The organism is Aureimonas fodinaquatilis (assembly GCF_008369445.1).
GTDB classification, from domain to species: domain Bacteria; phylum Pseudomonadota; class Alphaproteobacteria; order Rhizobiales; family Rhizobiaceae; genus Aureimonas; species Aureimonas fodinaquatilis.
In genome coordinates, this window is sequence record NZ_VTWH01000003.1 from 276,572 (window position 1) to 290,421 (window position 13,850).

General features: G+C 57.4%; 11 protein-coding genes. 7 read left to right on the top strand and 4 right to left on the bottom strand.

Annotated elements, in window-relative coordinates; translation table 11 throughout:
- Positions 1-10 precede the first annotated feature (10 nt).
- On the bottom strand, positions 11-1,261 hold the full coding sequence (locus FPY71_RS13450; RefSeq protein WP_149300816.1) for a M20 family metallo-hydrolase: 1,251 nt from the start codon (positions 1,259-1,261) through the stop codon (positions 11-13).
- A gap of 181 nt (positions 1,262-1,442) precedes the next feature.
- Between FPY71_RS13450 and FPY71_RS13455 the strand changes: the two genes are divergently transcribed.
- The 7 genes from FPY71_RS13455 (at position 1,443) to FPY71_RS13485 (ending at position 9,320) form a co-directional block, all read left to right on the top strand.
- Positions 1,443-2,177 carry a GntR family transcriptional regulator gene (locus tag FPY71_RS13455; RefSeq protein ID WP_149300817.1) on the top strand — a complete coding sequence of 245 codons (735 nt, stop codon included), beginning with the start codon at positions 1,443-1,445 and terminating at the stop codon, positions 2,175-2,177.
- Between the two features lie 164 nt (positions 2,178-2,341).
- Complete coding sequence (locus FPY71_RS13460) at positions 2,342-3,934, top strand: ABC transporter substrate-binding protein (protein WP_210246295.1); 1,593 nt, start codon at positions 2,342-2,344, stop codon at positions 3,932-3,934.
- 211 nt (positions 3,935-4,145) lie between these two features.
- Positions 4,146-5,111: an ABC transporter permease gene (locus FPY71_RS13465; protein ID WP_149300818.1), complete on the top strand. Its 966-nt coding sequence runs from the start codon at positions 4,146-4,148 to the stop codon at positions 5,109-5,111.
- Positions 5,112-5,124: 13 nt separating this feature from the next.
- On the top strand, positions 5,125-6,045 hold the full coding sequence (locus FPY71_RS13470) for an ABC transporter permease (protein WP_149300819.1): 921 nt from the start codon (positions 5,125-5,127) through the stop codon (positions 6,043-6,045).
- Positions 6,020-7,054, top strand: coding sequence for an ABC transporter ATP-binding protein (locus FPY71_RS13475; RefSeq protein WP_149300820.1), 1,035 nt, complete (start codon positions 6,020-6,022; stop codon positions 7,052-7,054). Before FPY71_RS13470 ends, FPY71_RS13475 begins: the two co-directional genes overlap by 26 nt.
- Complete coding sequence (locus tag FPY71_RS13480) at positions 7,051-8,064, top strand: ABC transporter ATP-binding protein (RefSeq protein WP_149300821.1); 1,014 nt, start codon at positions 7,051-7,053, stop codon at positions 8,062-8,064. The genes FPY71_RS13475 and FPY71_RS13480 overlap by 4 nt, the downstream gene beginning before the upstream one ends.
- 50 nt (positions 8,065-8,114) lie before the next feature.
- The gene (locus tag FPY71_RS13485; RefSeq protein WP_425457895.1) at positions 8,115-9,320 is read left to right on the top strand and encodes an MFS transporter; all 1,206 of its coding nucleotides are present in this window, start codon (positions 8,115-8,117) and stop codon (positions 9,318-9,320) included.
- Here the strand turns inward: FPY71_RS13485 and FPY71_RS13490 are convergent.
- From FPY71_RS13490 to FPY71_RS13500, 3 genes are all read right to left on the bottom strand, one after another.
- Positions 9,317-11,047, bottom strand: coding sequence for a SulP family inorganic anion transporter (locus FPY71_RS13490; protein ID WP_149301108.1), 1,731 nt, complete (start codon positions 11,045-11,047; stop codon positions 9,317-9,319). The genes FPY71_RS13485 and FPY71_RS13490 overlap by 4 nt on opposite strands.
- 26 nt (positions 11,048-11,073) lie before the next feature.
- Positions 11,074-12,273, bottom strand: a complete 1,200-nt coding sequence (locus FPY71_RS13495; protein WP_149301110.1) for an MFS transporter — start codon at positions 12,271-12,273, stop codon at positions 11,074-11,076.
- 92 nt (positions 12,274-12,365) lie between these two features.
- Positions 12,366-13,838 carry a protein adenylyltransferase SelO gene (locus FPY71_RS13500; protein ID WP_149300822.1) on the bottom strand — a complete coding sequence of 491 codons (1,473 nt, stop codon included), beginning with the start codon at positions 13,836-13,838 and terminating at the stop codon, positions 12,366-12,368.
- Between the last annotated feature and the right edge of the window lie 12 nt (positions 13,839-13,850).

Consider the following 13,850-nt stretch of genomic DNA (forward strand, 5'->3'; position numbering starts at 1 on the left):
GTTTCCTCTGTTATTCATTAGCAAGATGCCACAGGGCATCGGCCAGAATTTGCGTCCCCATAAGCAGATGTTCAGACTCTGCCCACTCATTCGGATTGTGGCTGATGCCGTCTTTGCACGGCACGAAGATCATGCCTGTCGGGCAAAAATAATGAAGTTGACGGGCGTCATGGCCGGCTGCCGAGTAAATGTCGGTGGCAGCAATGCCAGCCTCCCGCGCTTTTTCATGCAGCAATATGCGAATATTGGCGTTGAACATCAGCGATGGCGCATGTGCAATCTGCGACAGCGCCACTTCACACGGACCTTTTTCCGCCTCAACGACCAGCCGGATAAAGCTGTCTATACGGTCAACTTCCTTGTTGTTCGGATGGCGCACATCAATCGAAAACATGACCTGTGCCGGAACGACGGAAGGTGCATTGGGCGTCACGGTCAACATGCCGACCGTGACCTTCAGGTCGTCAGGATGCATGGCTTCGCGGTCCAGGGCAGCTATCATGCGCACGGCTGCCATCAGCGCATCTTTGCGCTCGCTGCGATTGGCAGTCCCGGCATGCGCTGCCTCACCGGTTACCTGCACCCGATAGCGCCGGGTGCCCTGTATCCCGGTGACAATGCCAACGGGGATGCCTTCCTTTTCCAGCACCGGTCCTTGCTCGATATGCGCCTCGATGAAGGCTGCAGCAGGCCGTCCGAACGGGCGCACCGGAACATTCACGTCGCGCGCAAGAACCTGTGCCACCGCTTCGCCCGCCGTTACGCCATCTGCATCCCTGACCGCAAGCAGCGCTTCGATCGGCTTTACACCGGTATAGGCTTCCGAACCGGCCATGCCGGGCGAAAAACGGGAACCTTCCTCGTTCATCCAGGCGACAACTTCAATCGGGCGGCGCGGCTTGGCTCCCATGGCAACAATTGCCTCAACCGCTTCCAGCGCAGCCAATACGCCAAACACGCCATCAAATTTTCCGCCAGTGGGCTGGGAGTCGATATGCGAGCCGGACAGGACGGGTGCAGCATCAGCCTCTTGCCCCTCCAGTCGCAAAAACAGGTTGGCGGCTTCGTCGGTGTAGGCGGTGAGGCCGATGCTCTTGCCCCAACCGATCAACTCTGCCCGGGCGGCGCTTTCTTCTGCCGACAAAGCGGGTCTGTCGACGCCGCCATCTTGCCGTGCACCATGGGCCGCAAGTTTGAAATGCCGATCCCAGAGGCGCTCACCATTGACGAATTCTGAAGGTGAGACACCACGTTGTTCCATGGATCAATCCATTCTTGTGAACCGGCGAAAGCGCCTGTTTTCGGGATGTTTCATCGCCGCAAATAAGGTCTGATGGCAAATATAGACATCAATTTGGCATGCATGCAATAAAAATTTGTATAATTTGTTCTCGTTCTGGCGTACGCTGAATTGTCTGCGGGTGAAGGACACGAGGTTAAGGATGACGGTTTCATCAGCCGGTTTGCAAGTGGAAAACCTGGGCGATGTGGCGATGGATGGTTCGCTTTCCAGCCACGTTGTCAGTCGGCTTGAATATGAAATCCTGATGGGCCATCGCCGCCCGGGCGAGCATCTGGACGAGCGGCAACTGGCAGAGCGGTTCAAGATTTCCCGCACGCCGGTGAGAGAGTCGCTTCAGCGACTGGTTGCCAGTGGCCTGGCTGTCTCACGCGGGCGGCAGGGTCTGCGGGTGGCCCAACTGTCCATGGGCGAGATTCTGGATGCGTTCAGCGTTGTTGCGCAGTTGGAAGCACTTGCGGCACGCCTGGCTGCGCGCAGGGCGCGTCCTGAGCATGTTGAACGCATGCAGGCAGCCCATCAAATCTGCATCAGCTCCATGCAGGCAAATGACGAGGTTAATTTTTATATCGGCAATCTAGCCTTTCACGAGGCGGTGGCGGCCGGAAGTCAGAATTTTATCCTGCAGGATGAATTGCGGCGACTAACCCTGAAAATAGCTCCTTATCGGCGCACTATAACTGCACAGGCAGGGCGTATGCATGTTTCGGTGGAGCAGCATGGCGAGGTTCTGAATGCCATCATTCAGCGGGACAGCGAACTGGCATGCGACGCCATGAACCGGCACATCAGCATTCTTGCAGAAGGCTCCAGCGAGTTTCTGCATTTTTTGCGGGCGGCGCATGATGCATTTGGCAGGTCGGGTGACACTGCATGAGTTCCCCGGTTGTGGGCTATTTTTCCGCCACCCGACGCGATATGCGCAACCAACAATCAATTTATTCCAAATATGCATGTTATGCATGCATGAATGTTGACTTTGGTATGCAATCACTCTTAGCTTGAATAAATTATAAAACTGCCAACGAGAGCGGGAGGGAAATGATGAACAAGATGTGGCTGAAAAGAACGGTAGCAGCGGCCGTTTTTGGCATTTTTGCAGCGCAGGCCATGACCGGCGACGCGCATGCGCAGACATTTCGCTGGGCCTTCCAGGGTGAAAACATCACCATGGACCCGCACAGCACGACGGAATTTACCACCGTTGGCTTTCTTTCAAACATTTATGAAGGTCTGGTCCGGCGTGATCGCGAAATGCAGATCGAGCCCGCGCTTGCTGCCGAGTGGACTTTGGAAAGCCCGACCGTCTGGCGTTTCAAGCTGCGTGAAAATGTGAAATTTCACGATGGCAGCCCGTTCACCGCCGACGATGTGATTTTCAGCTATGAACGTTCGTTGAAAGACGGTTCCGACGTCAAGCCGCGCATTCAGAGCATCAAGGAAATCCGCAAGATTGGCGACCACGAAATTGAAATCGAAACCAACGCGCCAAACCCGATCCTGTTGAGCGAGCTGGCTGACTGGTTCATTCTGAGCAAGGTCTGGAGCGAGGCCAACAATGCGGATGCCCCGGCAGATGTGCGCAAGGGCGGCGAAAACGCAGCCACCCACAGCGCCAACGGCACAGGTCCTTTCAAGCTGACGCAGCGCCAGCGTGATGAACGGACGGTGTTGACCGCCAACGCGGATTGGTGGGACGAACCTGAGTTCAACATCCAGGAGGCCATCTTCTCGCCGGTTTCCAACAATGCCACACGTGTTGCCGCCCTGCTTTCGGGCAATGTGGACATGATTTATCCAGTGCCATCGCAGGATATTCCACGGCTTGAGCAGACACCGGATTTCGAGCTGCTGAAGGGCCCGGAAAGCCGGGTTGTTTTCCTGGGATTTGATGTTGCGCGCGATGAACTTCTGCACAGCAGCGTCAAGGGTGCAAACCCGTTCAAGGACCAGCGTGTCCGGCAGGCTGTCCATCACGCCATTGATGTTGAGGCAATCAAAAGCCGCATCATGCGCGACGCCTCATTTCCCACTGGCACCCTCATTGCGCCAAGCGTGACGGGCTATGATGAAAGCCTGAACCAGCGCCTGCCTTATGATCTGGAAAAGGCCAAGGCGCTGATGGCCGAAGCAGGTTATGCGGATGGCTTTTCGCTGACCATGGATTGCCCGAATGACCGTTATGTCAATGACGAGGCCATATGTCAGGCAGTGGCAGCGATGCTGGCGCGTCTGAACATCAAGGTGGATCTGCAGGCGCAGACACGCTCGCTGTTCTTCAAGAAAGTGCTGGAGCGTGACACGAGTTTCTACCTTCACGCCTGGGCTACATCGACCAATGACGGCCACAACATTCTGTATGATTTGCTGAACACGCCTTCACCGGAAAAAGGAACGTGGAACCTGAACGGCTATTCCAACCCAAAGGTGGATGAGCTGACCGCTCAGGTTGCCGGCGAGATGGATGCTGAAGTCCGCAAAAAGCTGTTGGTCGAGGCTTTTGATCTGGTGCGGCAGGACGAAGCGCATGTGCCGCTGCATCAGCAGATGCTGGTATGGGCCAAGCGCAAGAATATTGACCTGCACCAGCGCCCGGATGACCGGCTTGAGCTGCGCTACGTCAACGTCAACTGATCTCAAGGATATGGTTCCGGGGGGCGTGCCTGCGACGGCGGGTCTTCCCGGAACAATCAGCTTGCAGAGATAGTGGCAGTTTCTCCTGTCAGATCATTTTCCGTTGAAGCGGTTTTTCAACGGCAAGACAATGCAGCAAAACCAATAGTCAGACCATTCCGGCGCTCCTGAGATCGCCTGAAATGGTCCATGCGAAGTTGCTGGAGGCCAGTTGTTACAGTTTCTTTTAAGACGAATTGGCCATTCAATATTTGTTCTGTTGGCCATTGCCTTCATGTCGTTTCTGATTTTCCAGTTTGTTGGTGATCCGATTTCCAACATGGTGGGGCAGGACACTTCGATGGCCGAGCGTGAGCGCCTGCGCACGGAGCTTGGCCTTGACCGCCCGGTGATTGTGCAATTTGGCGATTTCGTCATGCGCATTGCCAGCGGCGACCTTGGTGTGTCGTACCGCGATGGGCAAAAGGTTTCAGAAATGATTGCCCAGCGCATGCCTGCCACGCTGGAACTGGCCGCGGTGGCGGCTGTCTTTGCCCTGGCAATGGGCATCCCGATGGGAATTTATTGCGGCATAAGGCAGGACAGTTTTTCCAGCCGGGTGTTTCAGACCGTTTCTCTGCTGGGCGTCTCCCTGCCGCCGTTTGTTATTGGCATTCTGCTGATTTTCATTTTCGGCGTCACCCTTCGCATCCTGCCAACCTTTGGCCGCGGCGATGTGGTGGACCTGGGTTTCTGGCAAACGGGCCTCCTTACCAGTTCGGGCCTGAAGTCGCTCATCATGCCCGCCATGACGCTCGGTCTGTTTCAGATGACGCTGATCATGCGGCTGGTGCGCGCAGGCATGGCGGAGGTTCTTGGCACTGAATTCATCAAATTCGGCAGGGCGCGGGGCTTGAGCGACTGGTCGATCTATTTTCGCCACGGGCTGAAGAACACGCTGGTGCCGGTCATCACCGTTGTCGGCTTGCAGCTTGGCTCACTCATTGCGTTTTCGATCATTGTGGAAACTGTTTTCCAATGGCCGGGCCTCGGGCTTCTGTTCATCCGTTCGGTCCAGTTTTCCGATGTGCCGGTCATGTCGGCCTATCTGCTGTTTGTGGGCGTTGTCTTCGTCACCATCAATTTCATTGTCGATATGCTCTATCTGGCAGTCGATCCGCGTCTGAGAACAAATTGAAAGGGGTGCGATCATGAGTGCGTCTTTGCTTCGCATCCAGAGTTTTTTGGGAAGCGATCTTTTCTACAGCTTCAAAAAATCAAAACTGACGGTGGTTGCCACGCTGATCACCTTCATTTTTATTGTTGCGGCCTTTGGCGCGCCGTGGCTGGCACCGCATGACCCGTATGATCTGACAGCGCTGAACCTGATGGACGCGCTTCTGCCGCCGGCATGGGTGGAGGGCGGCACGTGGGTCTATCCGCTGGGGACCGACAATCAGGGCCGAGATGTTCTGTCCACCATCATGTACGGCATGCGCCTGTCCTTGATTGTCGGCATGTGCTCGGTTCTGCTGGCCATGGTGATCGGCATTATTCTCGGTTTGGTCAGTGGCTATTTTGGCGGCGTGGTGGATACGATCATCATGCGCATCGCCGATGTTCAGCTAACGTTTCCGGCCATTCTGGTGGCGCTGCTGGTTGACGGTGTCATCAAGGCGGCAGCAAAGGGCACCAGCGACAACCTGGCCATGGCGGCGGTGATTTTTGCCATCGGCCTGTCGTTCTGGGTGCAATATGCGCGCACGGTGCGGGGTTCCACCATGGTGGAACGCGGCAAGGAATATGTCATGGCCGCGCGGGTTCTGGGCCTGAGTGCGCCGCTGATCATGTGGCGGCATTTGCTGCGCAATATCATGACACCTGTTCTGGTTATCGGCACCATCAATCTGGCGCTGGCTATTGTGGCAGAAGCCACGCTGAGCTTTCTGGGTGTTGGCATTCCCAGCACGCAGCCTTCGCTTGGCACGCTGATCCGCATTGGCAATGACTACATCTTCTCCGGCGAATGGTGGATCACCCTGTTCCCGGCCATTGTGCTGGGGCTGCTTGTCCTTTCTGTCAATCTTCTGGGAGACTGGTTGCGCGATGCTCTCAACCCACGCCTCAAGTAACTCCACGGGCAGCGTTCGGGCCGGGGCCGCCGAACCGCTGCTGGATGTCCGCAATATTGACGTTGCCTTTGCCACACGCCATGGCCCGCTTCTGGCCATTGATGATGTGTCGATGTCGATAGCCGCTGGCGAGATTGTCGGGGTTGTCGGTGAATCGGGCGCAGGCAAGTCGCTGACCGGTTCAGCAATTATCGGCTTGCTTGATCCGCCGGGATATCTGGCGGCCGGTGAGATTGTGTTTGATGGCCAGCGCATCGACAATTTGCCGGCAAATAAAATGCGCAGAATTCGTGGCCGGCATATCAGCATGATCTTTCAGGATCCGCTGACCAGCCTGGATCCGCTGTACAGTGTCGGCCATCAGCTTTGTGAAACCATTTGCACGCATTTGCCGCTTTCCAGGCAGCAGGCGCGGGCCAAGGCCATCGCATTGCTGGACTCGGTGGGCGTTCCCGCCGCAGCGGAGCGGATTGATCATTATCCGCACCAGTTTTCCGGTGGCATGCGCCAGCGTGTTGTCATTGCGCTGGCCCTGTGCACAGAGCCACGCCTGATCATCGCAGATGAGCCAACCACCGCGCTGGATGTTTCGGTACAGGCGCAGATCATCACTTTGCTCAAAACCATGTGCCACGAGCGCGGCACTGCCGTCATGCTGGTGACGCATGACATGGGCGTCATAGCCGAGGCGGCGGACCGGGTCATTGTCATGTATGCGGGCCGGGTTGTTGAAGATGGCCCGGTGGCTGAAGTCGTACACAATGCCTGCCACCCCTATACCAGGGGTTTGATGGGGGCCATTCCATCCATTGGCGATGATCTGGAGCGGCTGGCCCAGATCGATGGTTCCATGCCTCGCCTGTCTGAACGCACGAAAGCCTGCGCTTTTCATCCGCGCTGCCCACGGGCGATGGATATCTGCCGCCAGTCCCAGCCGCCACTGGTCCAGTTGAGTGACAGAAAGGTGGCCTGCTTTCTGTTCACCGGAACCACCGGAGAGGCGCAATGAGTGCTCAAGCCGGAAAAGCGGATGACGTATTGCTGAGCGCACGTGACCTGCAGCGCTATTTCAGCATGACGCCGGGGCTGATCGGCCGTGCGACCGGCAAAAAGCCCATTCATGTTCACGCGGTGGAAAATGTCAGCTTTGACATTCGGCGCGGCGAAACGTTCAGCCTGGTCGGGGAATCCGGCTGCGGAAAATCCACCGTGGCACGGTTGATTGTCGGACTCTATTCTTTGTCGGATGGGCGTTTGACGGTGGATGGCAAGGATTTGAGCACGCCGCAGGCGCGCAAGGCCAATGCACCGGAGCAGGCGCAACTTCAAATGATTTTTCAGGACCCCTATGCGTCTCTGAATCCCCGCATGCGTGTGCGCAACATCATTGCCGAGCCGATCCGCTTTCTGAAGCTGGAAAATGATGAACGCGTGATCCAGAACCGTGTGCATGAATTGCTGCGGCAGGTGGGGCTTGCGCCGTCGGATGGAGAGCGCTTTCCGCATGAGTTTTCCGGCGGGCAGAGGCAGCGCCTTTCCATCGCGCGAGCGCTGGCCGGCAAACCCAGCTTTCTGATCTGCGATGAGCCGACATCGGCGCTGGACGTTTCGGTGCAGGCGCAGATCCTCAACCTGATGAAGGACCTTCAGGACGAGATTGGTCTGACCTATCTGTTTATCAGCCACAATCTTGCAGTGGTTTATCACATGTCGGCGCGGGTCGGCGTCATGTATCTGGGCCGCATTGTCGAGCAGGCGGCAACCGGCCAATTGTTTTCCGCACCACGCCATCCCTATACACGCATGCTGCTGGATGCAGTGCCCGATCTGGCAATGACCGGGCGTCAGCGCACGCCGGTTGCCGGTGATGTGCCAAGTCCGATCAATCCACCCTCCGGCTGCACCTTTCATCCACGTTGCCCGGTGGCCAATGCCAGGTGCAAGGCAGAAGTGCCAATGCCAAAACAGCATGGCGGCACAATTGTTGCTTGCCACGCAGTCGAGGAAGGGCGTATCTGAGCGTATTACGCGTAATCTATTGAAAAGCTGGATTTTTGTCAGTGACACAAGTGCCCGCAGCCGCCGATATTGCCTCGTCAACGCCGGATCCAGTCCAAAAAACCACTGTGGCTGTGCTGGTCGCCATCAGCATCAGCCACATGCTGAACGATCTGATGCAATCGGTGATTCCATCCATCTACCCGATTCTCAAGCAGGACTTCGCACTGAGTTTTGCGCAGATCGGGTTGATCCAACTGGCATTCCAGTTGACGGCGTCTATTTTGCAGCCGGTTGTCGGTATTTACACGGACAAGCATCCAAAGCCGTTTTCGCTGCCGATTGGCATGGGTTTCACGCTGATCGGATTGGTTATGCTGTCCATGTCGCACAGCTATGCCATGCTTTTGCTGTCAGTGTCCTTTGTGGGCATCGGCTCATCTATTTTCCACCCGGAAGCCTCACGCGTGGCGCGGCTGGCATCCGGCGGGCGGCATGGTCTGGCGCAATCACTGTTTCAGGTCGGCGGCAATTTTGGCGGCGCCATCGGCCCCTTGCTGGCGGCGCTGATCATTCTGGGGCGCGGGCAGGAGCAGGTGGCCTGGTTTGCACTGTTTGCATTGGCCGGCATGCTGTTGCTGACGCGCGTTGGCTTCTGGTACCGCGACCATGAGCGCAAGCCCAAACCTGCCAGTGTTGCGCCGATTGTGCGGCTGCCACAGCACATCGTAACCCGGTCAATGTTCATTCTGGGCGCGTTGCTGTTTTCCAAGTTCTTCTATATGGCGGCGCTGACCAGCTACTACACCTTCTATCTGATCGAAACATTCAATGTTTCGATTCAGGATGCGCAGATCTATCTGTTTGTCTTTCTTGCTGCGGTGGCTGCCGGCACCATTGCAGGCGGGCCGATTGGCGACAGGTTCGGCCGCAAATTCGTGCTCTGGTTCTCCATTATCGGCGCTCTTCCATTCACGCTGGCCCTGCCTTACCTGGATCTGTTCTGGACAGTGGTGTTTTCAATCCTGATCGGACTGATCCTTTCCTCGGCATTCTCGGCCATTGTGGTGTTTGGACAGGAACTTGTGCCGGGTAAGGTCGGGTTGATTTCCGGTGTGTTCTTCGGCCTGTCGTTTGGGCTGGGCGGCATCGGAGCGGCGGTTCTGGGCGTGTTGATGGACTGGACATCCATCACGCTGGTCTACCGTCTGTGTGCCTTCCTGCCACTGATCGGCCTTTTGACGTTCTTTCTGCCCAATATACGGGATCGGCGCTAGGTCGTTTCTTTGCTTAAACTCGCGACAGCCTCATACTGGCTCAGGAACACTTTGCCGCTCAGCCTCTGCAGGAAGCTGCTGCGATGCAGCTTGTCCATCACCGGCCCTTTCACCTCGGAAAGGTGAAAGGCAATGCCGGCTTCGGCGAGCCGGTGATTGATTTCTTCCAGACTTTCCAGCGCGCTGGCATCAATTGCGTTAACGGCAGGACACATCAGCACCACGTGCCGAATGTCCGGTCTGCCGGCCACCAGAGCGGTTATGCGGTCTTCCAGATAGCGGCTATTGGCAAAATACAGGCTTTCATCCACCCGGATGGACAGAATGGCAGGGTCGGTGGTGACAGTGTGCCGCTCGATATTGCGAAAATGCTCGCTGCCGGGAACCTGTCCGACAATGGCCATATGCGGTTTGCTGGTGCGGTACAGGTGCAGAAAAATTGACAGCGCCACCCCCGCAAGAATGCCGGTTTCCACCCCCCACAGCAGTGTCACGATGATGGTGGCCATCATGGCGGAAAAATCCGCCCGGCAATATTGATAGACATGGCGGATAGCGCTGAAATTCATGAGAGACAGCACAGCCACAATGATGGTTGCAGCCAGCGTTGCCTGCGGCAGGCTGCCCAGAAGTGGCGTTAGAAACAAGGTTGCAAAGGCAATGCCAATGGCGGTGAAAACGCCAGCGGCCGGAGTTTGCGCCCCTGCATCAAAATTAACGATGGACCGGGCAAACCCTCCTGTCACCGGATAGCCGGACGATATGGCCGAAGCGATGTTGGCGGCACCAAGGCCGATCAACTCCTGATCCGGCACGATGCGCTGGCGGCGTTTGGCCGCAAGTGTCCAGCCAACGGAAACCGACTCCACAAAGCCGATAATGCTGATCAGAAATGCCGGGACGGCCAGGCCGGTGATCAGCTCCCATGTCAGTGCCGGTATGGCCGGAGCAGGCAGACCCTGTGGAATGGCGCCAACCAGTGCGACACCCTTAGCCGCAAGATCCAGCCAGATTGCCAGCAAAATTGTGACGGCAACGGCAAAAATGGGGGCGGTGCGCGCCAGCATGTCGGCAGCGCGAATGGGCAAGCCAGACTTCACAGCCATGGGTTTTGCCCACCGGCGCGCAAAATAGAGGAAGCAGAGCGCGCCTGCGCCGATAGCCAGGGTGGCAGGGTTGATCTGGCGAATGCTGGCAGAAAGACCAGCCAGAATTTCCACCAGCGTGCTACCGCTACCTGGTACACCAAGAATGTGGCGAACCTGTCCCGCCGCAATCAGAATGGCCGAGGCGGTGATGAAGCCGGAGATAACCGGGTGGCTGAGAAAATTGGCCAGAAAACCGAGGCGCAGGAACCCCATGATGAGCAGCATGACGCCGGACATCAGCGCAAGCGCAACGGCGGCTGTCCAGTAATCGGCAGTGCCCTGCGCCGCAATCTGCCCGATGGCAGAGGCTGTCATCAGTGACACCACCGCAACCGGCCCGACTGCCAGCGTTCGGCTTGTGCCAAAAAGCGCGTAAGCCAGAAGCGGCAGAATCGAAGCATAGAGCCCAACTTCCGGTGGCAATCCGGCCAGCATGGCATAGGCCAGAGATTGCGGGATCAGCATAATGGTCACGATCACCGCAGCGATACCATCGCTGAGGAGAATATCCCGGTTGTAACCCGCGGCCCATTGCAAGGCGGGAAGGTGACGGCGTAGCCGATCAGTGGCGCGGCGCATGTTTTTAGCTTTCTCGAAATGCCGGTTCATACGGTTCGCGCCGGGCTGCCCGCCGTTCTGGCGCGCCACAACAGGGGCACCAGCACCAGTGCAACAGCGGGAAAAATCAGCCAGTTTATGGCTTGCCAGCCTGAGGCATGCAGCAATGTGCCGGAGAAAAACGACGCTGCCGCAACCACGCCAAACACCATGAAGTCGTTGGTGCCTTGTACCTTGCCGCGCTCTGCGGGTGTATGGCAGTCGGTTATCATGGCCGTTGCGCCGATAAAGCCGAAGTTCCAGCCGATACCCAGCAGGACCAGAGACGCCCAGAAGTTCATGAGCGCCATACCGGACAGGGCCCAGATGGCCGAAAAACCTATCAGCAACAGGCCCACGGCGGCGATTTTTTCCTTGCCAAACCGGGTGATCAGGTGACCGGTGAAGAAGCTGGGGGCAAACATGGCCAGCACGTGCCATTGAATGCCCAGTGCCGCGCTGCTGACAGAGTGGCCGTGCCCCACCATGGCGATGGGTGCCGCCGTCATGACAAACGTCATCAGTCCATAGGAAACGACGCCTGCGGCAACCGCCAGCATGAAGCGAGGCGACCGCATGATCTCAGTCAATGGCCGCCCGGTATCGGCTGCTGCCGTGGCAGCTTTTTCAGGGCGGGGCGCACGCAGCAGAAGCAGCACCGGCAAAGCCAGCATGGCCAGAAGCGCCTGTCCGGCAAAGCTGGCGGCAAATTCCGCGTTTGGAATAAGGTCTCGCGTCCAGATAACCATTTGCGGGCCGATGATTGCGGCTATCAGCCCGCCGATCATGACCCAGGAGATGGCCTTTGCTTTCATTGGCCCTTCCGCACCGTCGGCGGCAGCAAAGCGATAACTCTGCACATATGAGGCGTAAAAACCGGCCACGAAGGTGCCAAGGCAAAACAACTGGAAGCTGGCGGCAAATATGCCAGCCATGGCCACCACACCGCTGAGCGCACCCAGCACGGCACCGAAAAGATAGGCATTGCGTCGGCCAATCTGCCGCATCAGGAAGGCGGCAGGCAAGGTACCGATAGCCAGGCCCAGATTGAAAAGGCTGACCGGCAAGGTAACCAGAGCCGGGTCTGACGTCAGCTTTTGCCCGACAAGCCCGCCTAGCGAAATGACAATTGGCGGGCTTGCGGCACCCAATGACTGCGCTGCGGTTAACACAACAATATTTCGGCGCACCAGCGACTCAGGCATCATGGCATCCGGCCCCAGACTGAACTGAGGCAGTTCTACATCCACATCGCCTCATGCGCTACAGACACGCGCCTGTTTGATTTGCCGGCTAGTGATCAGGTGCCGCAGAATGTTTGCAAAACCTGCTCATGCGGCTCAGGCGGGCGGGTGTAAATTTCCTTGCCCGGCTGTTCGGTAAAGGGCTGTGCAAGTACATCAACCAGTTCGTTGAACCGGTTGAAGTCGTTGTCTGTTGCCGCAGCGGTCAATGCCGCTTCCACCAGATGGTTTCTGGCAATATAGAGCGGGTTTGTCAGCCGCATTGCCTCACCCCGGTGGGCAGGGGGCAAGGCATCGCGTTCCAATCGTTGCCGCCACTGTGCCAGCCAGATTTCCAGCGGCGCGGAATCAGAAAACAATTCCTTCAGCGATATTTCACCCGCGGGATTATCCAGACCTTCGCCAAGACGGCGAAATGTCAGGGTAAAATCTGCCTTGCCCTGATACATGGCAGCGAACAGCCCGTTCACCAGTTCCTTGTCTTCAGCCTCTTCGCTGGCAAGACCCAGTTTTTTCCGCATTCCAGCCAGAAACGCGGTTTCAAACTCGCGGTCGAATTCTTCCAGCACTGCCTGTGCCAGGGGAACAGCCCTTTCGGTTTCATCCGCGATGAGTGGCAGAAGGCATTCCGCCAGTCGCACCAGATTCCAAAGGCCTATTGCCGGCTGGTTGCCATAGGCGTAGCGCCCTGCGTGATCAATCGAGCTGAACACGGTTGCCGGGTTAAACCGGTCCATGAATGCGCATGGCCCATAATCCAGCGTTTCACCTGAAATGGTCACGTTATCGGTGTTCATGACGCCGTGGATAAAGCCGATCAGCATCCATTGTGCGATCAACCGCGCCTGTGCTTTGGCCACCGCGCGTAGCAATTCCAGTTCCGGCGTATCAGACCGGGCAGCTTCGGGGTAATGCCGGGCAATGACATGATCGGTCAGAATGCGCAGCCCTTCCACATCGCCACGTGCGGCAAAAAACTGAAATGTGCCAATGCGCACGTGGCTTGCGGCAATGCGAGTCAGAACCGCGCCGGGCTGAACCGTTTCGCGCCACACCTTTTCCCCGGTACTGACGGCGGCCAGTGAGCGCGTGGTTGCTATGCCCAGTGCGGCCATGGCCTCGCTGACGATATATTCGCGCAGCACCGGCCCCAGCGCGGCACGCCCATCTCCCTGACGGGAAAAGGCGGTGCGCCCGGGACCTTTCAACTGGATATCGCGGCGCTGACCGTCTGCCGATACAAGCTCACCCAGAAGAATGGCCCGCCCATCGCCCAGTTGCGGCACGAAATTGCCGAATTGATGCCCGGCATAAGCAAGCGCAATCGGGTCTGAGCCCTCGGCAATCTGGTTGCCAGCCAGAATCTCCACACCGGCAGGGCTGCGCAGAAATTCCGGATCAAGGCCAAGCTCGCGCGCCAGGGGCTCGTTCAGCCTGATCAATTGCGGGCCGGACACGACAGTGGGTGCAATGCGCTGAAAGAAGCGGTCCGGCAGGCGGCTGTAACTGTTGTCGAATGGAAAGGTCATGACAGATTTGAC